The following is a 22787-nucleotide window of genomic DNA, read 5'->3' on the forward strand; positions in this document are numbered from 1 at the left end:
AGTAATTTTGAAGACAGGGAGGTTGGAGGCCACGGAGGAGACAAGACATGGAGACAAGCGCACAAGGCGTTCATCGCGCCCTGCCCGGCGCGTGCGGGCACGGCCGCAGAGCATCGGCAAGCGGTCCATCCGCCCGCATGCTTTCGCTCTTGCTGGCGCTCGGGGCCGCACCGGCGTGGGGGCAAAGTCTGGTGGAGCTCTATCGATCGGCGCGCGACTACGACGCCGTCTACCAGGGCGCGCGAGCGCAGTACGCCGCCACCGTGGCACGTGCGGCGCAGGCCCGCGCTGGCGTGCTGCCGGCGATCAACCTGACGGCAGGCGCATCGCTCACGGAGCAGGACCTTTCCACCGGCAATACGTCGACGACACGCGGCGTGAATTCGCGCAACGTGGGCATCAACCTGACCCAGCCCCTGTACCGCCCCGCCAACTGGGCCACCTACGCGCAGAGCGGGCTGCAGGAAGAGATCGCGCAGTCGCAACTGGTGCTTGCCGAACAGGACCTCGTGGTGCGCGTGAGCCAGGCCTACTTCGACGTGCTCGCGAGCTACGACAGCCTCGTGCTGGTGCGGGCGCAGAAACTGGGCGTGGTGGAGCAGCTTGCGTCCGCCAAGCGCAATTTCGATGTCGGCACCTCGACCATCACCGACACGCGCGAAGCGCAGGCGCGCTTCGACCTCGTCGTGGCACAGGAAATCGCTGCAGCCAACGACCTGGAGGTCAAGAAGATCATCCTCGACCAGCTCGTCGGACAAGCCGGCAGCAGCCCCACGCCGCTCGCGGCACCCGTGCTGCTGCCGCCGCTCACGCCGAACAGCGTGGACGCGTGGCTCGCGCAAGGCGAAGCCATGCATCCGGCCATCCTGCAGGCCAGCCGCGGCGTGGAGGTGGCGACGCTGGAGATCCGCAAGGCCCAGGCCGGCCACCTGCCGACGATCGACGCCCAGCTGGGCTACAACATCACGACCAATCCGCAGAACACGACCTCCAGCACCGCATCGGCCGGCAAGACGCGCGTGGGCGCGGCCAGCGTCGGCGTGGTGTTCAACATGCCGCTGTTCGCAGGGTTCGCGACCGAGAACCGGGTGCGCGAAACCCTGGCCCTCGCGGACCAGTCGCGCGCCACGCTGGACAACACGCGTCGCAGTGTTTCGGTATCGACGCGCGCCGCGTTTCTCGGACTGGTTTCCGGCGCGAGCCAGGTGAAGGCGCTCGAAGCCGCGGAAGCGTCGAGCCAGGTGGCGCTGGACGCCAACCGCATGGGTTACCAGGTGGGCGTGCGGATCAACATCGACGTCCTGAATTCGCAGAGCCAGCTGTTCCAAACCAAGCGCGATCTGGCGCAGGCGCGCTACAACGTTCTGCTGGGAACCCTGCGGCTTCGGCAGGCCAACGGCACGCTGACGCCCGAAGCGCTGGACGCGCTCAACGCGACGCTGGCGCTCGACGGCAGGCCGGCGGTGGACAGCACGGCCCCGGGTGCGGGTGCGCGCGTGCGGTGAACAACGGGAGCATCGGATGCCGCTCGCACTTCTTCTCCAGCTTCTGCGCAGGCGATTTCCTGTCACGCTCACCGCGGAAGCGGACATCCGGCATGCATCGGTGCTCGTGGCGACCGGGCTGATCGAAGCCGAATTCCAATTCGACGGCTTCGGCTACCAGCATTACGAAAGCGCGGTCATCCTGGCCATCACGGACGAAGGGCGCGCGGAAATCGCGCACCTGCGCAACCGCGGCGGCATGGCGGATGAAGAGCGCCAGGAATCGCTCGTCACGCCGCTCGATCAGCCGCACAGGGTCCTGGAAGCAGCCGGGATGGTGGAGGCGGCCGTTCCCCCGGCCCGACCCGCCCGGCAAGAGCCCGCCCACGTCCATCGGACCGAGGACGCGCCCGATGTCACGCTCATTCCTTCCGGCGAACCCGCCTCCACTGCCATGACGCCCTACCGCCAGAACGCCATGCCCGGCGTCTGCGCCCCCGCGACCGCGCTGTGGCCCGACTTCCTCACAGGCCAGGAAAGATCGCCGGTTCGCGTGCTGCTCGTCGACGACGACGAGCTGGTGCGCCGCACGATCGCCCGGGAGTTGCTGGCGGACCTGCGCATCCAGCTGGAGGGCCAGGCCGACAGCATCCGCGAAGGACGCAAGCTCCTGGTCGCGCACGAGTTCGACGTGCTGATGGTGGACCTGCGGCTGAGCGATGGCCTGTGCTTCGAGCTGATCGACGAAGCGCGGCGTCACCGCAGCAACATCGAGGTCATCGTGATCTCCGCCTTCGAAGACGAAGCGCATGTGCTGCGCGCCTTCGAGCTGGGCGCGACCGGCTTCCTGCTGAAGAACGCCTGGCTGCAGCGCTTTCCCGATGCGGTGCTGCACGTGATGAACGGCGGCGCGGCCATCACGCCGCGGCTCGCACGGCGCCTGCTGCACCTCATGAACCAGCAACCTCCCGAGCCGCTGGCCGACGATGCGTTTCCGTTGTCGGCAGCGCCGTCGGCACCGCTCCAGCACGAGACGACGCTCTCGCACCGGGAGAGCCAGATCCTGCGCTTCGTTGCGTTGGGCCACGTCTCGGTGGAGATCGGCGCGAAGCTCGGCATCACCGGCCAGACGGTCGACGCGCACATCAAGAGCATCTACAAGAAGCTGCATGTGCATTCGAGGGCGCAGGCGGTGAGCCTGGCCGTGCAGGCGGGCCTGATCTGAGCGGCAGGCGCTCGCACGCTGGGCTCCCGCCATCACGCCGCACCAGGCGGTTGCGAGCAACTTTCGGTTGTCACAAGCATCGCAACAAGGCTGCATTGGATCTTCCGCAGCCACAACTACCGACGACTTGCAGAAAAGTGAATTGAAGATCCCGCTCATTCCCCCCGAGAGAGAGCAACCCTACATTCGTTGAACGGCAGAAAGCAACGCAATCGCTTCTCCATCCAATCGATGGGTCCGGCTTGTGTGCTCCTGTATTTCATTCAACTTTCTCAAGGACAGGCAATGACCAATCAAGCACTCATCGTGGTCGACATTCAGAACGACTATTTCCCCGGCGGTAAATGGCTGCTCCATGACGTCGAAAATGCTGCAGATAACGCGGCGCGCGTCATCGATAAGGCCCGGCGCTCGGGAGATCTGGTGGTACACATTCGCCACGAAACGCTTTCCCAAGGGGCTGCATTCTTCGTCCCGGATACCGAGGGTGCGCAACTGCACAAGAAGGCCCTGAATTTGCCCGACGAAACGGTGGTGTTGAAGCACTTCATGAATCCGTATCGCGAAACGAATCTCAAGGAAATACTGGACAACGCCAAGATCGAAAAAGTCGCGGTCATCGGGAACATGAGCCACATGTGCATCGATGCGGTGTCCCGAGCATCGGACGACTACGGTTTCGACGTGACGGTGGTCCATGACGCCTGCGCCACGCACGATCTGGAGTTCGACGGCGTGAAGGTACCGGCAGCTCAAGTTCATGCAGCCTTCATGGCAGCGCTCAATTTCGGCTATGCCAAGGTCGTGTCGACACAGGAGTTCGCGGGGTGAGCTGCGCCTATCATGGCAAGGTAGACCACTAACGGACGAACCCTTGGACCGATTCAATGCAATGGCCGCCTTTGTCCGGGTGGTCGAGTCCGGCAGCTTCACCAAGGCGGCCAAGACCCTGAATGTGCCCAAGCCGACCGTGACGCGGCTTGTGCAGGCGCTCGAATCCCAACTGAACGCCCAACTGCTCCATCGAAGCACACGTGCCCTGACGCTGACGGCCGAAGGCGCGACGTACTACGAGCGAACCGTCCGGCTGCTCGCGGAGCTGGAGGACATCGAGGCCGGTACGCGCAGCTCGCTCGCCAGGCCGTCGGGCAAGATCAAGGTGGAACTCAGCGTCGCGATGGCCGCGATGCTGGTCGTGCCCGCGCTGACCGACTTCTACGCCCGCTACCCGGACATCGAGATCGAGCTGAGCGTGAGCAACCGCGACGTGGACATCATTGCCGACAACGTCGACTGCGCGATCCGCACGGGCCCCATCGCGGACCAATCGCTCGTTGCGCGCCGCATCGGCTACCTGCACTTCACGACCTGCGCCAGCCCCGCCTACCTGGCGCGTCGCGGTGTTCCGACGCACCCCGACGAACTGTCGAAGGGCCACGACACGGTCGGCATGGTGTCGAGCCGCACCGCCCGCCCCTTGCCTTTCGTCTACCACAAGGATTCCGTGCGGCTGGAGGTGACGCCGCAGTACCGCCTGTCGATCAACGACACCCATGCCTATCTTGCGGCGGGTGTCGCTGGCCTCGGCATCGTCCAGGCTGCCAGCATCGCAGTGCAGGACGCCATCGAATCGGGGCAGCTCGTGCCTTTGTTGGAAGACTGGCAATCCGATGTGTACGCGACGAGCATCGTGTATCCGCCGAACCGTTTCCTGAGCGCGAAGGTCCGGGTGTTCGTGGACTGGGCGGTCGATCTCTTCGAGCACAACAAGACAGTCAAGCGCAAGTCCTGATTCGCGCCCTGGCTTCCCCGCGCCTGTGCAGCGCGCTTGCGCTCAACGCCCCTTGAAGTCCATGACGGGCCGAGGCTTGCCCGCCTTCAATGCGTTCACTGCGGAGGGAATGCCTTTCTGCACATCCTCGGTATCGAACACGGGCATCGCGATGTCGAACATCACCTCGTCCGCGGCGCTGATGCCGCCCACCGCCCAGGTGCGCAGCAGCGCCTTGTGCGCCGCGTAGGCGCGGGTCGGTCCGGCGGCGATCTTCGCGACGAAGGCCGAAGCCTCGGCGAGCAACCGGTCATCGGGCACGACCCTGTTGACGACGCCGAAGCGCTCCATCGTCGCCGCGGGCACCTGCTCCGAGGTGAGCGCCCATTCGGCCGCACGCGAACGCCCTGCCCGCTCGGCCACGCGGTAGACACCGCCCAGCACCGTCACGATGCCCAGCGACTGCTCGGGGTGGCCGAAACGCGAGGTCTCGGATGCAAGGATCATGTCCGCGCGCAGCGCCAGTTCGAGCCCGCCGCCAAAGCACAGGCCTTGCACGGCGGCCACCACAGGCAGGGGCAGCCGTTCGAACTGGTTGAAGACGCTCATGTAGCGCTCGAACAGCGCGCGCAGCGATGCACGGCTCATGTCCGGCCACGGCAGGATGTCGCCGCCGAAACTGAAGTCCGGGCCTTCGGCGCGCAGCAGCACCGCACGCGCATCGCTTTTGCCGATGGCCTTGATGGCCGCCGCGAGTTCGTCGGCCATCTGTTCGTCGATGCGATTCTGCGGCGGGTTGCGCAGCACCAGGGTGGCGGTCTGGTTGTCGATGGTGCAGGTCAGGTGTTGCATGGGGATCGATTCGTGCAAGTTCAGGAAAGGTGTGCCTGGAACCAGGCCAGCGCCGCTGCGCTCGATTGCGGGAAGTTCACCAGGTAGGGGTCGAAGTGACCGCCGGGTATCGACACCAGCTTCTTGGGCTCCAGCGCGCGCTCGTAGGCGGCCAGCGCGAGGTCGGTCACCGTGACGGTGTCGTTGAGTGCGACAACCATCAGGAGCGGCGTCGGCGAGACGCGGGCAATCCATGCACCGGGCTCGTACATGCGGGCAGCGCGCGTCGAACGCACGGTCACTTCATTGGTCCAGACCCCCTCGGGCACGGGCTGCAGGTAGAAGTCGATGGCATCCTTCGCGCGGTAGGAAGCCGGCTCGCCCATGTCCGCGCTCACGATCTTCTGCCGGCGCAGCGGCTCGCCTCGCAGCTGACCCCGTTCATCCTCGGAAAACGCCGCTTCGACCGCCGCCACGCCTTCGGGCGGAATGCGCCGCAGCCCCTGCTCGAAGCCGCTGATCGTGGGAACCTGCGAGACCACGCAGCGCAGGCGCCGGTCCGTCGCGCCCAGCACGATCGCGTGTCCGCCTGCGTAGCTGGTGCCCCAGAGGCCGATGCGGTTGGCGTCCACGTAGTCCAGGCTCTCCAGGTACGAGATGGCGCGCCGCCAGTCGGCGATCTGCCTCCACGGATCGACGTCTTGCCGCGGGGCGCCCTCGCTGGCACCGAAGCCCCGGTGGTCGTGCAGCAGCACGACAAAGCCGCGCTCGGCGAAAGCCTTCGCAAAGGCCTCGATGCCGTGCTCCCTGGTGCCGGCATAGCCGTGCGCCATGGTGATGGCGGGATAGGGCTTCACGGGTCTCGTGCCGCCTTCGGGAACATAGAGCCAGGCACGCAGCGCGACGCCTCCCTCTGCCTGGAACTCGACGTCCATTCGCTTGACCATACAAACTCCTTGGGGGTTGGGCGCACTCAGGCGCCGTTGTAGAAATGAGCGGCGGTGATGGTTCCGCTCAGGCGCTCGCGCAGTTCCTGCGAAAAGCGCAGTGCGGCCTTCAGCGGGCGATGGTGGATGGCCACGCGAACGATCTTTCCGGCCTCGTTTTTCTGCAGCACCGTCACGCCGAGCAGTTCCTGGCCGCCGAAGGCAACGGCCTTCCATTCGAGATAGCTGCGCTGCCCGTTCACCGCCTCGTGCGTGAAGACCAGCGACTCGTAGATCTTGCTGGCCGCAGCCATGACCGCCTTGACGTCCACCAGGCCTTGCACCGGCAGGGCCAGCGTGCTCGCCTCCAGCGTCACTTGTGCATCGAAGGCTTCCGCGAAGGCGTCTTCCGATTTCTTCGCGAAGGCCTGCGTCCATCCCTGGCTGCGCACGTCGCTGGCGGTGTTGCCCGCCGATGCGGAGACGTCGATGCTGGCAAGAAATTTGTCCAACAGCCCGGCGACAGCCTGCCGCTGCTCGGCATGGGGCCAATGGCCCGCATGGGCGATGATTTCCGTCGCTGCATGCTGGAAGCGCGGCGCCACGGTCGAGGCGATCAGATCGGCGGTGACGAACCCGTCGCTCTCGCCGCCGACGATCAGTACCGGCCCCGCGAACGTGCTCGGCGATTTACCTACGGGATGCCCCGCGTTCCATGCATCGGCCGTCGCGGCCACGACCTCCGGCCGGACCGGCAGGCCGAGTGCGATGAGCCTGTCGAGCTTCGCGGGCGCAAGCCCTGCGGTCAGTTGCTGCCGCACCGCGGCCTGCGCCGCCGGTTGGCCGCCCAGGCTGCGGAAGGGCTCGAGCGCGCCCGGCGGCATGCCGGTGCCGCCGAGGGGAACCGGCGTCAACAGCACGAGTCCCCTTGCGAGATCCGGACGCGCGGCGGCAACGAGTTCGGCCACCTGTGCGCCCATGCTCTGCCCCACGATGACGAAGGGCTTGGCGAGCGCATCCACCACGGCGCCGACGTCGGCGGCGAACCGGTCGAGGTCGAACGGCCCTTCGTCGGCCACGCGCGCGCCCATGCCCGCCAGGTCGACCTGGACGGCCGCGATGCCATCGGTCTTCAATTCGGCGATCACGTCGTTCCAGACGGCTGCCGCGTCCAGGAAGCCATGAACGAACACGAGCGCGTGTTCCTTGTTTTTCGTCATCGGGGTCTCCAGTGCGTTGTGGATGGAAATGAAATCAGGCGGCCGTCGATCCGGAAGCGGACCAGCCGCCCGTATCGATCGGCGAGAAGTCGGCGGCGTGAGCGTCCAGGCGCGCCATGCGACGGCCGTCCAGCGATGCGAGCAGATCGCTCTCCAGCGGCGTGGTGAACACGTTGTTCACCAGGCTGTACTCGGCGGCGAGGCGACCGACCGCCGCCAGCGCGGCCGTGTCGATGCGGCCACGGTCCAGGTACAGGTCGTCGCGGATGTGGAAGCGCACCACCTCGCCGAAGACGACGTGGTCGCCCAGGTCGCCGATGGTGATCACCCGCTCCAGCCGGCATTCCATGGCGATCGGCGCGCCCTTGACGCGCGGTGCGCGAACCACTTCGCAGGCCTCTTTCTCCAGGCCCACGGCCTCGAACTCATCGACGTCGGAAGGAAATTCGAAAGCGCTGCGGTGCATGTGATGCGCCTGGGGCAGCGTCACGAGGTTCGTCACGAACTCGCCGGTGTCGCGGATGTTGGTGAAGGTGTCCTTGAGCGTGACGCCGTCCGAGCGCGGCTGGAGCGACAACGACACCATCGGCGGCAACCGCCCCACGGCCGTGAAGAAAGAGATCGGCGCCAGGTTGGCCACGCCGCCCGGAGAGAGGGTGCTGACCCAGCCGATAGCGCGCGGAAGAATGCTGCCGATCAGCAGCTTGTAGGCGGAAGTTGCATCCAGCGTGCTGGCGTCGATGATCATGGTGTCTCTCTGTTGCCCTTGTTGCATGTCCCTGATGGACACGGTTGGGGAACGATAGGCAAAAGAGACGCGGCTCGATAGTCAGTTCCGTGGACTGCGCCGTTGTGAAAAGTGAAACAGCCTCCCCGGAGACTCGCAGTGCAGGACCATCTGCTACATCGCCAGATGCAGCGCCGTACCCGATGCCTTCGACGGCATCGCGCAGCAGATCAACGCCTCGCCTTCTTCGAGCGGAAACGAAGGCGTGCTCGCATAGGTGACCGAACCCTCCAGCACGCGCGTCATGCAGGTGCCGCAACTGCCACCACGGCAGCCGAACATGGGAGACAGGCCACGCGCCTCCGCCACCTCGAGCAAGCTGCCGTCTCCGGGGTTCCATCGCCCTTCTTTTCCCGATTCCGTGAAGACGAGGCGAACCGATTCGGTCGCCGCCGGTGGCAGTTGCGGCTCGGCTGCGCCACCAATTTCCCCTGAGCGGCGCAGCGACGACGGGCCGAAGGTTTCGGCATGGATGCGCTCGTCCCTCACGTTGAGTTCGCGCAGGCCGTCGTACGTCGTCTGCATGAAACCCGATGGGCCGCAGAGGTAGAAGTCGTGGTCGCCGAACGGCAGCGTCGCCTTCAGGAGCGCCATGTCGATGCGGCCCTCCTTGTCGTAGTCGCGCCCGATCACCGCGGCACCGGGCTGGCTGAGCGTGCGAACGAGCCGCACGCCGCCGTTGCCGGCTTCCACAAGCGCCGCGATTTCGGCGTCGAACGGCCGGTCCTCGATCGTGCGGGCCGAATGGAACAGCCAGGTGGGCCGCAGCGTTCGCGTGCGCTTTCCTTCGTGCACCAGATGGCGCAGCATCGCCAGCAAAGGCGTGATACCGATGCCTGCGGCGAGCAGCACGGCAGGCCGTCTTTGCGCGGCGTCCACCGTGAAGGCGCCCGCGGGCGCACGCACCTCGAGCAGCGCGTCTTCGCCCAGCGTGTGAAGGTGCCGCGAGGCCTTGCCGTCTTTCTTGACGCTGATGCGGTACTGGCCGTCCGACGGCGCCATCGACAAGGTGTAGGTCCGGCTCAGCGCCTCGCCGCCGTCGGGCAGCGTCATGCGGATCGGCAGGTGCTGCCCGGGCAGCGGCGGGATCATCGCCATGCCGTCCGCCGGCGACAGATAGAGCGAGCGGACGGAGGCGCTCTCCTCCACCATGCGGGTCACGCGGAACGGGCGCCATTGCTGGGCGAGCGCTTTGGCGGCCAGGCGCTGGTCGGCATCGGCCCAGCTCCCGGTCATGAGCAGGTTCGGCGACCAGCCGTCCGCTTCCATCCGCCAGCGCAAGGGCAGGCCCTCGGGCCGATGCACCACGCGGCGCGCGGTGAACGTCCACAGGCGCTCGGCGCCTTCGAACGCGGCGATCTCGGGCGAATCCAGGATGACCGCGGCATCGCCCGTCATCTGCAGCATGTCGCCCGTTTCCGAATCGACGAACAGCAGGCCGGTCTTCGGATTGACGTGGATGTTGCCCAGCGTCATGAAGAACAGGTTGCCCGAGAAGTCGGGAATGGTGAGCACGCCGTCGCTTCCGACCCGCACGAACCCGGGCTTGCCGCCGCGATGGGAAACGTCGACCTGCCGCGTGCCGTCGTCCCGGTCCACATACGACGCGACATAGAAGGTGTCGGCGCGCTCGATCAACTGGCGGGCGCGGTCGTCGAGGGCATCGAGATGGACCGCCGCAGGCTGCGCGGCTTCTGCCGGATCGCGCGCGAAGCTGAAGCTGCGGTTCTGGATGTACCGCGGGCAGTTGCCGAAGCTCTGGGTGACGTCGATGTCGAAGGACGCGTCGTCGTCACCATCGCGCCGCAGGTTCCCGTTCATCCGGTTGCGGCGGCGCGTCATGAGGTCCACGCCCAGCAGGCCGATCGCATCGCCGGCTTCCATGCCGCGCTCGGCCGGATCGGCGTGGTCTCGCGGCGCACTTACGCGCAATGTCGCGGAGTCGGGCGATTGCAGAAAGCCCGGCTCGCCCGCCCTGAGGGTCGCCCACGCATCGCCCTGCGGATCGACGGTGCCCAGCGCGACGAAATGCAGCAGCGGATAGAAGCTGCGGTGCTGCTCGAGCAGGAAGTTGCGCACATACAGCCGGCCGGGCCGGTCCATGTGCTGGACCACCCCGATGCTCGCCTGGATGGCGAGCTCTCCGGCGTGCCACGGCGACTTCTGGTTCGTGTTGTCTTGATCGGTCATGGTGCTGGCGCGCGGGCTGCTCCGAAGAATCAGGCGGTGAGGCCGACGGGGCTCTTGCGAAATTCGACGAAGCCGGGAAGCGCCTCGATGCGCGCAAGCCAGCCGCGCACGTTCGGGTACGCCTGCAGGTCGACATTGCCTTCGGGTGCGCGCGCGATGTAGCTGTAGAGCGCGACGTCCGCAATCGTGGGCAAGGCGGCGGTGATGAAGCTGCGGCCGGAAAGCTGCGCCTCGACCACGGCCAGCACGCCATGGGCGCGCGTGATGACCTCCTCGGGCCTGAACGAAGCACCGAACACGGTGATGAGCCGGGCCGCGGCGGGGCCGTAGGCGATCTGCCCCGCGGCGACGCTCAACCACTTCTGCACCGCGGCAGCGGCCGCGGGCGACTCGGGCAGCCAGTCGGTCAACTTCAGCTTCTTTGCGACGTAGACCAGGATGGCGTTCGAGTCGGTCACGATGGTGCCGTCGTCATCGAGCACCGGGACCTGGCCGAAGGCATTCAGCGCGAGGAATTCGGGCTTCTTGTGCGCGCCCTTGGGCAGATCGATTTCGACCAACTCGTGCTCGACGCCGATGAGTCCGAGAAAGAGCCGTGCGCGATGCGAGTGGCCGGAGAGGGGGTGGTAGTACAGCTTCATTTGAGAATCCTTGGAGAGGTCGGATGGAGGAACGGGAAGAGAGGTGTCCTGGAGCACCGATGGTCCCGCCGATCCCCCGCCTCTAGAATCCCTGCGGGCGACAAGTCACCCTTCTCGAAACGTCAACAAATCCACCGCGCAAGGGAACTGAGATGGATCGAATCCAGGCCATGGCGGCGTTCCTGACGGTCGTGGAGACCGGCGGATTCGCCTCGGCGGCGCGCAAGCTCAATGTGTCGCCGTCGGTCATCACCCGCGCCGTTGTCGAGCTCGAGGAGCGGCTGGGCGTGCGCCTGCTCACGCGGACCACGCGTTTCGTGCGGGTCACCGAGGCCGGCACGAGCTATGCGGACAGTTGCCGCCGCATCCTTGCGGACATCGAGGAGGCCGAGAGCGCCGCCGCCGGAACGCATGCCGCGCCGCAGGGCCAGCTCACCGTGACCTCGTCCGTGAATTTCGGGCGCATGTACGTCTCGCCGATCGTGCGCGCCTACCTGGAGCAGTTTCCCAAGGTGGACATCAACTGCTGGTTCATGGACCGCATGGTCAATCTCGTCGACGAGGGCGTGGACGTCGCCGTTCGCATCGGCGAGCTGCCCGACTCTTCCCTGCAGGCCGTGAAGGTCGGCCAGGTGCGCCAGGTGCTGTGCGCTTCACCGGACTATCTTCGGCGCCGAGGCATCCCCGAACGGCCCGAAGAGCTGACAGCGCACGTCATGATCGCCGCCACCGGCATCACGCCGACGCCCGAATGGCGCTTTCGCGATGGCGACAAGCCCGTGCTGGTGCGGCTGCAGCCGCGGCTCACGGCCACAACGAACGAGGCCGCCGCCGAGTCGGCCGCGGCAGGGCTGGGCATCACGCGCCTGCCCCTCTACCAGATTGCGCAGGCGGTCGAGGACGGCACGCTCGAACTGGTCCTGGAGGCGTTCGAGCGGCCCGCGGTGCCCATCCACGTGGTCCACCGCGAGGGCCGCCACGCCACGCACAAGGTCCGCGCCTTCATCGACATGGCGGTCGATGCGCTGCGCAGCGACCCCAGGCTGCGGTAGCGCCCAGGGCTCCAAGCCCATGCAGCGTCGCCTGCACTGCCCGTCATCGACGGGCCGCGGTGTGCGTCAGAGTCCGAGATCGCTCAGCCCGGGGTGATCGTCCGGGCGGCGGCCCAGGGGCCAATGGAACAGGCGATGCTCCTCGGAAATCGCCAGGTCGTTGATGCACGCGAAACGGCGCTTCATGAGCCCGCTCGCCTCGAACTCCCAGTTCTCGTTGCCGTAGCTCCTGAACCACTGGCCCGAGGCATCGTGCCACTCGTAGGCATAGCGCACGGCGATGCGGTTGCCGGTGAACGCCCAGAGCTCCTTGATGAGGCGGTAGTCCAGCTCCTTGGCCCACTTGCGTTCCAGGAACGCTTGCGCGGCAGCGCGCCCTGCGGGGAAGTCCGTCCGGTTGCGCCAGACGGTGTCTTCGGTGTAGGCGAGCGCGACGCGCGACGCATCGCGCGTGTTCCACCCGTCTTCCGCGAGACGAACTTTCTGCACGGCGGATTCGTGGGTGAAGGGAGGAAGCGGTGGGCGTGTTTCCATGAAAGGCTCCTTGTAGATAGGAGGCCTACTGTGCAACGGCGCTGCCGCGCCTTCAATCCTCCAGCCGGCAATTGACCAGTGCGGAAACTGCAATGCCGGCCTCTCCCACCCACTGTTCCAAATCCCGAAAGAGCTAATTCTCGGCCAGGGCATTTCTCTCGCGGCAGCGTCTGCCTAGCATCGGAACCCAAGGAGAAGCAACGCTCCTGGAACGCCGACTCACTCACCCAAGGAACCCTCATGAAAGCCGCAATCATCATCCTCTCCGACCCCGTCTCGGGTGGCGAAGAAGCCCTCGGACGCGCCTTCAACGGCCTGGCCGCCGCGTACGACTTCAAGCAACGCAAGGTCGAGACATCGATCTACTTCCAGGGCACCGGCACGCGCTGGCCCAGCGTGGTCAGCAAGCCGGACCACCCCATCCATGCGCTCTTCAAGGCCGTGGAAGACACCGTCGCCGGCGTCTCGTGCGGCTGTGCGGACGTATTCGGCGCCCGCGAGGACGCGGTCAAGAGCGGCTTCGACCTGATCACCGACAACAGCGTGCCCGGCACCTCGGGCCTGCCCAGCCTCGGCCAGCTCGTCGAGGACGGCTACACCGTCTTCACGTTCTAACGAAACGCACGCGCCCGCCATCGCCGCCCGACCGAAAAGACAGGAGCACGCCATGACACGACCTTTCGAGTTCCACGACGGAGAGCTGTCCGTTCAGGCCCGCGCCGGTGAAGCGGCGGTCGCGTCGCGCAATGCGCGGCTCGTCTCGGACGCGGCCATTCCGGGCGCGCTCGCCTTCATCCGGAAGCAGCGGATGGTCGTCATCTCGAACGAGGATTCGCACGGCCACGTGTGGGCCTCGGTCGTCTTCGGCGCGCCGGGTTTTCTTTCGGCTTCGAGCGAGCGGACCATCCGCATGGAAGGCGGATTGCGCGGCACCGGCGACCCGGTCGGCGCGCACGTCACGGCGGGGTCGCACCTGGGCATGCTGTTCATCGAGCTGGAGACCCGCCGCCGCTATCGGGTCAATGGCGTGGTTTCCGCGGTCTCCGAAGACGGCCTCGACGTGGAGATCCAGGAGGCCTACCCCAACTGCCCGAAGTACATCCAGCGCCGGCAGCTGCGGGACGTCGCAGCGGCGACCGGCAGCGCTACCGAGGCGGTGCGCGGCGCGCATCTCACCCCGGACCTCGCCGCGCTGATCGCCGGCGCGGACACGTTCTTCGTCGGCAGCATGCGCCCCGGCGGCGATTCGGACGTCTCGCATCGCGGCGGCCATCCCGGCTTCGTCGGTCTGCTCGATGCCTCGACATTGCGGATTCCCGATTACCACGGCAACAGCCTTTTCAACACGCTGGGCAACCTGAGCCTCCATCCGGAATGCGGACTCGTCATTCCCGATTTCCAGGGGCAGCGCCTGCTCCATCTCAGCGGAACCGCCCTGTTGCAATGGGACCTGGACGATCACGAAGGCCGCACGGGCGGAACGCGCCGCTTTTGGGATTTCCACGTCAGGGAATGGCTCTTGCGCCCGCTGCCGGCGGCGCTCGAATGGGATTTCGTCGACGCCTCCCCTTTCAATCCGGCGGCCTCGTAGCTGCGCAGGGCCTTTCGCCACAACCATCTCAACCTCAGGAGAACGACATGAATCAATTGCTCGAGAAGGCGATCCAGGCGCACGGCGGACTGGATCGCTGGCACCAATTCAAGGAACTGAAGGCGACCATCGTGACGGGTGGCGCGCTGTGGGGCATCAAGGGCCTGGTGCAGGATCCCAGTCCGCGCGAGATGACGATCTCTCTTCACGCGCAGACGGCCTCCGTGCGTCCGTTCGGCAACCCGGACTGGCACACCGCCTTCAAGCCCGGGCGCGTCGCGATCGAGGACAGCGCGGGCGCCGTCGTCCGCGAGCGCCTCGACCCGAGAACCTCCTTCGATGGCCACCAGCTCCAGACGCCATGGGACCCGCTGCACCGGGCCTACTTCAACGGCTACGCCCTCTGGATCTACCTCACGACGCCGTTCTTCATGGCGATGCCCGGCATGCAGGTGACGGAGATCGCGCCGTGGATCGAAGGCCACGAAAAATGGCGCGGGCTGCGGGTGCGCTTCCCCGAGGGGATCGAGACGCACAGCCCGGAGCAGGACTTCTACTTCGGCGACGACTTTCTCCTGCGCCGGCACGACTATCACGTCGACGTCGCGGGTGGATTCGCAGCGGCCCAGTACGTCACCGACATCCGGGAATTCTCGGGCCTGCGGTTTCCGACACGTCGGCGCGCCTACGTGCGGGACGACAAGGGCTTTCCCAAGTTCGATGAACTCATGGTGTCGATCGACCTGGACGACATCCGGCTCGGCTGATGACACGCAAGGCCGGTGGCGTGCGACGGAAAGTCACCTGCTGATTGATTTTCAAAAGACTCGCGGGCGATTAAATCGGCGCCGCCTCATGCCCTCCACATGCGTCACCTGGCACGCGCCTGCACGACGGCCTCGCATGGCAAAAGCCGATGGACCTCATCGACCTCCTTGGCGTGATAAGCGCCCCAATCGATCAGCGATTCCAGGATGGGCCGCAGGCTCTCGCCCAAAGGGGTCAGCAGGTATTCGATGCCCTGGGCTTCCGCGGCCATGGGCCGGCGGCTCACCAGTCCATGTTCCTCGAGCGCTCGCAGCTGTTCGATCAACACCTTCTGCGGTATGCCGGCAATGCGCTTTTCCAGCTCGCAGGTGCGTTGCGGGCCGTCCCCGAGGACATGCAGGATGACCGCCTTCCACCGCCCGGACAGGATGCCCAGCGCGCGCTCCACCGGCAAGCCCGGAAGCCGTTTGATGATCTTCATGTGAAACCGCTGACCAATGCGTGTGTAGATGGAATGCCGCGCGAGAAATAACCTTCGATCCATCTGAAATCAATCGAAGGAAGACCTGTGGCAGACCTGTTTGAATCCCACCAGTTGGGCGGCACCGTTGCGCTCAAGAATCGCATTGTCATGGCTCCGATGACCCGCACGCGCACGTCCGAGGGCGACGTCCCCAATGCGCTCATGGCCAAATACTACGGACAGCGGGCCGGCGCCGGCCTGATCCTGACCGAAGTCACCAATGTTGCGCCGTCCAGCAAGGGCTACGCGCTGATGCCGGGCATCTACACCGAAGCCCAGCAAAAAGGGTGGCGCCTGGTGACCGACGAAGTTCATCGCGTGGGAGGCAAGATCTTCCTGCAGCTCTTTCACGTCGGGAGGATGGCGCATCCATCGCTCATGCCCAACGGCGAAGCGCCCTGGGGCGTGACCGCGCAAAGGGCCGAGGACGCCGACGTGTTTGTCCAGGATGCGCATGGCAAGCTGGGCTTCGTTCGTGCGGGTGCACCGAGGCGGCTGGAGACAGAAGAAGTCTCGGCCCTGGTCGGCACATTTTCGGAAGCCTTCGCCCATGCGCGTCGGGCCGGCTTCGATGGCGTGGAGATCCACGCGGCCAACGGCTATCTGATCGACCAGTTCATGAACTCCGCGCTCAACACCCGCGACGACCGCTACGGCGGCAGCAACGTCGAAGACCGCACGCGATTCCTGATGGAAGTCGTCGACGAGGCGGTGCGTCAGTTGGGCCCCGGGCGCGTCGGCGTTCGCCTCTCACCCTTCGGCAAGTTCAACGCCATGCCGGCGGACCCGCGCGTCGAGGAAACCCTGCTGCATGTCGCCGAGCAACTGGGTCGCCGCGGCGTGGCCTACATGCACCTGGTCTACCAGCTCATGCCCGAGGGAAACATGGACACCAGCGAGTTCGAGGAACGCCACATCGACCATGCGTTGCTGGCCAAGGTCCGCGCCGCTTTTCCCGGCGCGATCGTCTGGTGCGGTGGCTTCGCGAATCCTGAGAGCGCTCAGGCTGCGCTGGACACCGGTCTGGTCGACCTCATCGCCTTCGGCAGACCCTACATCGCCAACCCCGACCTGGCGGAGCGGCTGAAGCACGGTTGGCCGCTGGCCGAGGCGGACCCATCGACCTTCTATACCCCTCGCGGCGAGGTGGGGTACACGGACTTTCCTGTTTATTTGGCCGACGATTTGGTCAATTGAGTGGGCGGTCGTTGAAGTGCGGTGGATAGGCGCTCTGCCCGTACAGCCCGTATCCGGCGCATTGACGCATCGATGGACCGGGCTCTCCTGCGCAATGCGCTCAGACTCAAGCCATTGCGCGAACTGAACTATCGTTTCGGCCGAAGCGAAAGCGTCAGGCGCGCAGGTACTTTCCCGTCCACATCGCGAGGCAGCCGCTCCGTCTTCAGGATCCCGCGGCGTGCCGCTGCGTCCCAGTCCGGCCACCCACTGCTCTTGGCAAGCGTCGCCGAAATGATGGTGCCATCCGGCGCCAGTAGCACGTCGAACTCCGCGGCCGGATTGCCGGGTATTTCGTCAGGATCTCCGTAGAAAACGATGTTCGGCCGAAGGGTTGCCGCGACCAGCCCGGCGTACCCGCCTGCTCCGATCGCGGGCGATGCTCCGCCAAGTGGTGGTGATGGTGCTGGCGTGTGTTGAATGACCACGGCCGACACCCGCGTCGCGCCTATCGCAATCAGGGCCTGGTGTGGCGCCACGCCGCTGTCGTCGACCGGGAGGCGTGACGTCTTGCGCAACCCAAGGGACGCCGCACGGTCCCATAGCGGATTTCCGCTGGAGTTGAGCAAGGCTTTGTCGGTGATCGATCCGTCCGGGCTCATGAAGACCGTAAATTCTGCAGTCTGCGCTGGCCGTGGTTGGGAAACGGAGTACTCGATGTTCGGCGCTATTGCCGCCGTCAAGCGGCGATTCCAGGCCTCGCTGATCCGTGCCTGCGGCCGCGAGAGCGATGCTTGCGCTTGTGAGGCAAGGCCTGGTGCGGACGCAGTCGCTTGCCGTTGTTGCGTAGCGCAGCCGCTCAGCACGGCCGCTAGGAGGATTGAACTTATGGCTGGAGACTTGAGCAGGTTCATTGGCATATTCGTCCATCATCCGCGATGCGCGAAGGCGGCAAGTCCGTCAGCGCAAGCATCGTGACTGAAGTTCTCGGCTGAAGGGCTGATGCAGCACTTGGCGCGTTCGTCTGCCTTTCAGGCGGCAGGTCTTTCTACACCCCGATGCAATCCCGTGGAAGTCGTCGCGCGGGCGAGCCGCCCACCCTCAGCCGAGCTTCTCGGCAAGCCCGACGATGATGCCCTCCGGCCCACGGATATAGGCGAGCCGGTACGACTCCCCGTACTGCATCTGGCCGATGATTTCTGCGCCATGGGCCTGCATCCGCGCAACGACAGCATCGATGTCGTCGACGCCAAACATGATGCGACGAAGACCCAAGGTGTTCACCGGCGCATCCACGGGCCCGAACCTGACCGCATCCGGCGTGTGGAATTTGTCCAGCTCGATGCCCAGCCCATCGGGCGTGCGCAGCATCGCGAGCGTGGCCCGGACGTCGCCAAGCCCGATGAGGCTCCCGACAGCAGGCCCTTCCACCGTGGATTGGCCCTCGAGCTCGAGACCCAACTCGATGAAGAACGCCTTCACCGCTTCGAGATCGTCGACAACGATCAGGATGTTGTCCATTCGCTTGACTGTCATGGCCTTCGGCTCCTTTTTCAACGGTGTCACATATCGGGAAAATCGGAGTCTAGATCGAGCGGGATGGACGGGTTTTTCAACGCTCCGGTCTATGCATTCGACAGATTCAAAGCGAGGACACGGTCGGCGAGACCTTCTGGTTTGCGTTAGCTGCAAACGCGTTGCCGCCGAGGGCTCGCGCAGTGACGATGTGAGACGCCCCGCCCTGCCCATTCACATCGAGCAGGAACTCCGAGGTGACGACGCGCGCGCCGCAGAAATCGAAGATGCCGTGGTCGATCTGCGTGCGCATCGCCTTGTCGTAGCCATGCCGCGCGTAGGTGCCCCCGTCCGCGCCGCCGATGCCGATCAGGTGGACGTCGAGGCGGCCGAGCCGCTTTCCGAGCGTGCCGTCCGGCGCCTCGTCATAGGCCCATCCGTTGGAAAATACGCGGTCGATCCAACCTTTGAGCTGGCCGGGGAACGACCACCAGTAGACGGGATAGACCAGCACGAGCGCGTCGGCCCGGTCGATGCGCGCCTGCTCGCGCGGGATGTCCGATGGCAACGGTGCTTGGAGAAAATAGGCGGAGCGGTCGGCCTGGTTGAAGTCCGGCTGGAAGCCTTCCGCGGCGATGTCGGCGATCTCGGTGGTGTGTGCACCGGACTCCGCAACGCCCTCGGCGAACGAGCGCGCGACGGCGTGCGTGAGGGACCGGGAATCGGGATGGCTGACGACGATGAGAGCATGCATGGCGGGTCCTTTGGGGGTGGGTGTAAAATACTTTTAGTAGGTTACCTTTGGTAGTTTAAGAATGTCAAGCAAGCAGACGGAACCGGTTGTGCCAGTCGCACCGAAGAAGCGACTTCCCAAGGACGCGCGCGGCCGCCAGCTGCTGGACGTCGCGTGGTCCATCGTGCGCAGCGAAGGAACCGATGCGCTCACGCTGGGCTATCTGGCCGAGCGCGCGGGGGTGACCAAGCCGGTCGTGTACGACCATTTCGGCACACGCACGGGCCTCCTCGGCGTCCTCTACGGCGAATACGACAGCCGGCAGCACGCGCTGATGGACGAGGCCCTGCGGGCATCGGGAAAGACGCTCCCGGCGGTGGCGAGGGTGATTGCCGCCGCCTATGTCAACTGCGTGATGGAGATGGGGCACGAGATGCCCGGCGTCAGCGCCGCGCTGGCCGGCTCGCCCGAGCTCGATGCCTTGAAGAAGGAACTGGAGGCCGAGTTCTCGGTGAAGTGCCGGGGCGCATTGCAGCCGTTTGCGAAGCGGCCCATCGCGCCGGCAGCGATGCGCGCCATGCTGGGCGCGGCGGAGGCCGTGTCGTTCGCGGCGGCCGCGGGCGAGTTCGATCCGGTGGATGCGGAGAACGAGATCTACGACGCCATCGTGCGGATCGCGCAGAGGGCGTGAAACGGGCGGTTGATGATGTGGGCGCGGCCGGTCTGTGCGCGCGTTGCACCTCGATGGAACCCTTGCAAGTCGACTGCGCGCCACGAAAAAAAGCCCGGGTCACCGAGGTGCTCCGGGCTTTGCTCCATTGCGTGCACGCGGCACGCAGCGTTCAACTTCAGCCGCGTTTGCGGCGTGCGCCGGCGATACCGGCCAAGCCCAACAGCACGAGCGCAAAGTCACCCCAGCCCAGCGAGCCGCCACCGCCGCGCTTGCCGAACGGCATCGCTATGGCTCCGCCCGGCGGAGGCGTCGAGGTGTCGCCGCCCGTGGGTGGCGTGGTTGTGTCCGCTGCCTTCACGTTCAGGAATGCCGCCGACACCGAACCCGGCTTGCCGTCGGCGTTGGTGCCTTGCACGTAGACCATGTGCCGCCCGGCGACCAGGCCCGTGGTGTCGAGCATGCCGCTCGCGGTCTTGGTGGCTTCCGGGAATTCGGCGCTGGCATGCTCCGATGCCGCCAGCGTCAGCGGAATGCCGACCGCTCCGGCTTCCCAGGGCAGCTTGTCGATGTAGGCCATCGCCGTCTTGATGTTCTTGATGACGGGCACCGGCGGTGCGGGAATATCGGATTGACCAGGCTTGGAATAGAGGTAGCGGTTGTCGTCCACCGTCGCTGTCACCGCGGCCTTCGCACCCACCGCGATCGCATCGGCGGCGATCTTCACGTCCACCGTGTCCGGCCCCTGCGGCAGTTGGTATGGGCGATACAGGATGCGGCTGAGGTAATGGAACCCGTTGAAGTTCTCCGGATAGACCTCCTTGTTGAAGTTGTCGCAGGTCTCGTAGAACGAGCGGCCCATCTCCACCGTGTAGGAAGGCGCGCCCAGGTAGCCGTAGATGGCGTCCTTGGTCGTTCCTTCGGTGTCGTAGCCGAGCACCTGTTGAGCGGAGTACTTGTTGTGATAGGCCAGGCGTTGCGCGATGGTGGCCAGGCCGAGGTTGTTCGGCGTCTGGATGCTGCCGTCGTTCTCCGAGCGCGTGACGCCCCACGACCACAGGATGGCGCGCGCATTGCTGTGCAGGTCGATGAAGATGCCGCCGCCGTAGTTCTCGTCGGCACCGGTCTTCCAGTCGAACTCGCCGGCGCCGCCGTTGTCGCGGTTCTGCGCGTTGCAGTAGTTCGCGTTCTTCGGCCGCCCATCGGGCAGCGCGCCGCCTTCCCACTTGCAGGCGGCCTGGTTCCAGGTGCCGCGCACATAGTCCAGCACCGCCTGCGTTTCAGGTTCGGAGACGGGCGCGGTGCCGCGATAGTCCTCCGCGCACTTGTTGTCGGAGGCGCCCGGGCCTCCGGTGCGCCAGCCGAACGGGTAGTTGCGGTTCAGGTCGACACCGCCCCGCGATGCGTTGGTGCTGCAGGCCGCTACCTCGTAGTCGGTGTTCTTGCGTTGGCTGGCGGACACCTGCTGCTCGGCGATGGAGCGGCCGTCGGGGTTGTGCACGGCGAAGTGATAGCGATTGGTGTCCAGCATCATGCGGGCATTCGCATCGGTCTCGTAGTTCGCGAGCATCCACTCGATGTACTTGATGCCCACTTCCTGCGGCGCGTATTCGCGCGCATGGATGCCGCCGGTCCACACCATGTTCGGCGGCTTCTCCGCCTGTGCGTCCTGCTTCTCGAAGTTGCCGGCCACGATCACCTTGATCGGATACGGCTCCTGCGGGAACAGGCTCAGGTTGAAGAGCTGGATCACGCTCAGCGGCAGGTATTTGGCCAGGAGGTTGCCGAACGAAGAGGCCGAGTTGTCGGCGGTGTCGGTGCCGGGCTTCTTGTACTTCGTGCCCAGCCAGGTCTTGCCGAGCGTCTGCACCTTGACCAGCTTCGGATACTTGGCGGCCAGTTCATCGAAGGAGGTGTAGACCTGTCCGACGGTGCGGTAGCACAGGGAGTGCGAGCCAGCGTCGGAGATCTTCTGCGAGCCGACCTGCCCCGCGCTCGAAGGCTTGGTGCGCTCGGCGATGAATTCGCCGATGCGCGCCGTCTCGGCTTCGTTGATCCGTACCGTCAGCCCCAGCGCCTGCAGCTTGGCAAGCTCCTCCGCACCGACCTCCGCGGAGACCGTGCGGGCTTTCTGGTCCACGTAGGGGTGGTCGATCAGCCGGGTCAGGGCGTTGAGGTCGTTGTCGTTGGAATACGGAACGACGATCGAGTAGACCTTGCCCCAGCCGGACGTGTCCGAAGGGTCGGCGGCCGACACCATGTTGCAGGTGGTGATGGCCGCCGCGAGAACGATGGACCAGCGTGCGACTCGGACATACTGGCCTTTGTTGGTTTTAATGTTCATCGAAATTGAGTTGGTGAGTTAGATGGAGGTTGGAAATCAGCAATTTCCAGCATCAGTATCTAATCCTTTCATTTTGCTTTCAATGGAAAATACGAGCAGATAAGCAACTTCTCAACAAGGCATAAAACATGCGCGCGCACACGTCCCGTTCAACGTTTTTGAACTTGCTTACACCTACGGCGTCGGCCTTTCTGATCGTGCTTTTTCAGATGGGCGGCGCGCCGATGTACGAACTGCTGCGCTATGAGCGGCAGGCCGTTTTCGCGGGAGAGTGGTGGCGGCTGGTTACTTCAAACTTCGTGCACCTCGGTTGGGCGCACTGCCTGCTGAACCTGGCCGGGCTGGCTGTGTGCGCGGTTTTCGCTGCCGACACCCGGTCCTGGCGCGAATGGGCCAGCGCCGTTGGCGTGTTGGCGCTCGGTGTTGGCCTGTTGCTGCTGCTGGCGTCGCCCCGGGTCGGGGACTACGCAGGCTTGTCGGGCGTGTTGTATGGGTTGTTTGTCTGGGTGCTGGCACCGCGAGCCTGGCGCGGCGGCCTCGTGCCGCGGCTCGCGCTTGCCTTCGTCTGCGCTCGCATCGCATGGCAAATGCTGTTCGAGTCACCGGGTGCGGCAAGCGAGTTGATCGGGGGCCACGTCGTGGCCGAAGGGCATCTGTACGGTGCTCTCTGCGCCATTGCCGTGCTTGGATGGGAAGGCTTGCGGGCGCGCAAGAAATCGGCCGATTGAATCGTTGAGCGGCGCAGTCGCCCTGCCTCGTCTTCGACCATGACTTCCATAGAAACAGGCGCGTCATAAGTCGGTATT

The 22787-nt window shown here is 65.5% G+C and carries 23 protein-coding genes; 11 read left to right on the plus strand and 12 right to left on the minus strand.

Annotated features, from left to right (window positions below; translation table 11 throughout):
• The first annotated feature begins 137 nt into the window (after positions 1 to 137).
• The 4 genes from ACZYRS_RS17680 (at position 138) to ACZYRS_RS17695 (ending at position 4501) form a co-directional block, all read left to right on the plus strand.
• On the plus strand, positions 138 to 1505 hold the full coding sequence (locus ACZYRS_RS17680; protein ID WP_463420292.1) for a TolC family outer membrane protein: 1368 nt from the start codon (positions 138 to 140) through the stop codon (positions 1503 to 1505).
• 433 nt (positions 1506 to 1938) lie between these two features.
• Complete coding sequence (locus ACZYRS_RS17685) at positions 1939 to 2709, plus strand: response regulator transcription factor (protein ID WP_463422500.1); 771 nt, start codon at positions 1939 to 1941, stop codon at positions 2707 to 2709.
• Between the two features lie 285 nt (positions 2710 to 2994).
• Positions 2995 to 3540: a cysteine hydrolase family protein gene (locus ACZYRS_RS17690; RefSeq protein ID WP_198783800.1), complete on the plus strand. Its 546-nt coding sequence runs from the start codon at positions 2995 to 2997 to the stop codon at positions 3538 to 3540.
• 61 nt (positions 3541 to 3601) lie between these two features.
• The gene (locus tag ACZYRS_RS17695; RefSeq protein ID WP_463420293.1) at positions 3602 to 4501 is read left to right on the plus strand and encodes a LysR family transcriptional regulator; all 900 of its coding nucleotides are present in this window, start codon (positions 3602 to 3604) and stop codon (positions 4499 to 4501) included.
• Positions 4502 to 4543: 42 nt separating this feature from the next.
• Here the strand turns inward: ACZYRS_RS17695 and ACZYRS_RS17700 are convergent, their stop codons facing one another.
• From ACZYRS_RS17700 to ACZYRS_RS17725, 6 genes are all read right to left on the minus strand, one after another.
• Positions 4544 to 5332, minus strand: coding sequence for an enoyl-CoA hydratase/isomerase family protein (locus ACZYRS_RS17700; RefSeq protein ID WP_463420294.1), 789 nt, complete (start codon positions 5330 to 5332; stop codon positions 4544 to 4546).
• A gap of 20 nt (positions 5333 to 5352) precedes the next feature.
• Positions 5353 to 6258, minus strand: a complete 906-nt coding sequence (locus ACZYRS_RS17705) for an alpha/beta hydrolase (RefSeq protein ID WP_463420295.1) — start codon at positions 6256 to 6258, stop codon at positions 5353 to 5355.
• Between the two features lie 26 nt (positions 6259 to 6284).
• A complete protein-coding gene (locus tag ACZYRS_RS17710; protein WP_463420296.1) occupies positions 6285 to 7457 on the minus strand; it encodes an alpha/beta fold hydrolase in 1173 nt (390 codons plus the stop codon).
• Between the two features lie 34 nt (positions 7458 to 7491).
• Complete coding sequence (locus tag ACZYRS_RS17715) at positions 7492 to 8205, minus strand: flavin reductase family protein (protein ID WP_463420297.1); 714 nt, start codon at positions 8203 to 8205, stop codon at positions 7492 to 7494.
• Positions 8206 to 8358: 153 nt separating this feature from the next.
• On the minus strand, positions 8359 to 10434 hold the full coding sequence (locus ACZYRS_RS17720) for a 2Fe-2S iron-sulfur cluster-binding protein (RefSeq protein WP_463420298.1): 2076 nt from the start codon (positions 10432 to 10434) through the stop codon (positions 8359 to 8361).
• A 29-nt stretch (positions 10435 to 10463) separates the two neighbouring features.
• Positions 10464 to 11075, minus strand: a complete 612-nt coding sequence (locus tag ACZYRS_RS17725; RefSeq protein WP_463420299.1) for a glutathione S-transferase family protein — start codon at positions 11073 to 11075, stop codon at positions 10464 to 10466.
• Positions 11076 to 11227: 152 nt separating this feature from the next.
• Between ACZYRS_RS17725 and ACZYRS_RS17730 the strand changes: the two genes are divergently transcribed.
• A complete protein-coding gene (locus ACZYRS_RS17730; RefSeq protein ID WP_198783808.1) occupies positions 11228 to 12127 on the plus strand; it encodes a LysR family transcriptional regulator in 900 nt (299 codons plus the stop codon).
• Positions 12128 to 12193: 66 nt separating this feature from the next.
• Here ACZYRS_RS17730 and ACZYRS_RS17735 read toward each other — a convergent pair whose 3' ends face one another.
• Complete coding sequence (locus ACZYRS_RS17735) at positions 12194 to 12661, minus strand: nuclear transport factor 2 family protein (RefSeq protein WP_198783809.1); 468 nt, start codon at positions 12659 to 12661, stop codon at positions 12194 to 12196.
• Between the two features lie 240 nt (positions 12662 to 12901).
• On the opposite strand from ACZYRS_RS17735, the gene ACZYRS_RS17740 reads away from it, so the two are divergent.
• Genes ACZYRS_RS17740 through ACZYRS_RS17750 form a run of 3 tightly spaced genes read left to right on the plus strand, consistent with a single transcriptional unit; the run spans position 12902 to position 15019 of the window.
• Positions 12902 to 13276 carry a DsrE family protein gene (locus ACZYRS_RS17740; protein WP_198783810.1) on the plus strand — a complete coding sequence of 125 codons (375 nt, stop codon included), beginning with the start codon at positions 12902 to 12904 and terminating at the stop codon, positions 13274 to 13276.
• Between the two features lie 52 nt (positions 13277 to 13328).
• Positions 13329 to 14252: a pyridoxamine 5'-phosphate oxidase family protein gene (locus tag ACZYRS_RS17745; protein WP_463420300.1), complete on the plus strand. Its 924-nt coding sequence runs from the start codon at positions 13329 to 13331 to the stop codon at positions 14250 to 14252.
• Positions 14253 to 14299: 47 nt separating this feature from the next.
• Entirely contained in the window at positions 14300 to 15019 is a 720-nt protein-coding gene (locus tag ACZYRS_RS17750) for a hypothetical protein (RefSeq protein WP_463420301.1), read from the plus strand.
• 104 nt (positions 15020 to 15123) lie between these two features.
• Here the strand turns inward: ACZYRS_RS17750 and ACZYRS_RS17755 are convergent, their stop codons facing one another.
• Positions 15124 to 15501, minus strand: coding sequence for a winged helix-turn-helix transcriptional regulator (locus ACZYRS_RS17755; RefSeq protein WP_463420302.1), 378 nt, complete (start codon positions 15499 to 15501; stop codon positions 15124 to 15126).
• An 87-nt stretch (positions 15502 to 15588) separates the two neighbouring features.
• On the opposite strand from ACZYRS_RS17755, the gene ACZYRS_RS17760 reads away from it, so the two are divergent.
• Positions 15589 to 16740, plus strand: a complete 1152-nt coding sequence (locus ACZYRS_RS17760; RefSeq protein ID WP_463420303.1) for an alkene reductase — start codon at positions 15589 to 15591, stop codon at positions 16738 to 16740.
• A 128-nt stretch (positions 16741 to 16868) separates the two neighbouring features.
• Here ACZYRS_RS17760 and ACZYRS_RS17765 read toward each other — a convergent pair whose 3' ends face one another.
• From ACZYRS_RS17765 to ACZYRS_RS17775, 3 genes are all read right to left on the minus strand, one after another.
• Positions 16869 to 17633: a TonB C-terminal domain-containing protein gene (locus tag ACZYRS_RS17765; protein ID WP_463420304.1), complete on the minus strand. Its 765-nt coding sequence runs from the start codon at positions 17631 to 17633 to the stop codon at positions 16869 to 16871.
• Between the two features lie 187 nt (positions 17634 to 17820).
• Entirely contained in the window at positions 17821 to 18255 is a 435-nt protein-coding gene (locus tag ACZYRS_RS17770) for a VOC family protein (protein WP_463420305.1), read from the minus strand.
• A 106-nt stretch (positions 18256 to 18361) separates the two neighbouring features.
• Entirely contained in the window at positions 18362 to 18988 is a 627-nt protein-coding gene (locus ACZYRS_RS17775) for an NAD(P)H-dependent oxidoreductase (RefSeq protein ID WP_463420306.1), read from the minus strand.
• A gap of 61 nt (positions 18989 to 19049) precedes the next feature.
• Between ACZYRS_RS17775 and ACZYRS_RS17780 the strand changes: the two genes are divergently transcribed.
• Entirely contained in the window at positions 19050 to 19658 is a 609-nt protein-coding gene (locus ACZYRS_RS17780; RefSeq protein WP_463420307.1) for a TetR/AcrR family transcriptional regulator, read from the plus strand.
• Positions 19659 to 19815: 157 nt separating this feature from the next.
• Here the strand turns inward: ACZYRS_RS17780 and ACZYRS_RS17785 are convergent, their stop codons facing one another.
• Positions 19816 to 21981 carry a M14 family zinc carboxypeptidase gene (locus tag ACZYRS_RS17785; protein WP_463420308.1) on the minus strand — a complete coding sequence of 722 codons (2166 nt, stop codon included), beginning with the start codon at positions 21979 to 21981 and terminating at the stop codon, positions 19816 to 19818.
• A 128-nt stretch (positions 21982 to 22109) separates the two neighbouring features.
• On the opposite strand from ACZYRS_RS17785, the gene rrtA reads away from it, so the two are divergent.
• A complete protein-coding gene (rrtA, locus tag ACZYRS_RS17790; RefSeq protein ID WP_463420309.1) occupies positions 22110 to 22709 on the plus strand; it encodes a rhombosortase in 600 nt (199 codons plus the stop codon).
• Positions 22710 to 22787: the final 78 nt, after the last annotated feature.

The organism is Variovorax sp. AC194 (assembly GCF_979257995.1).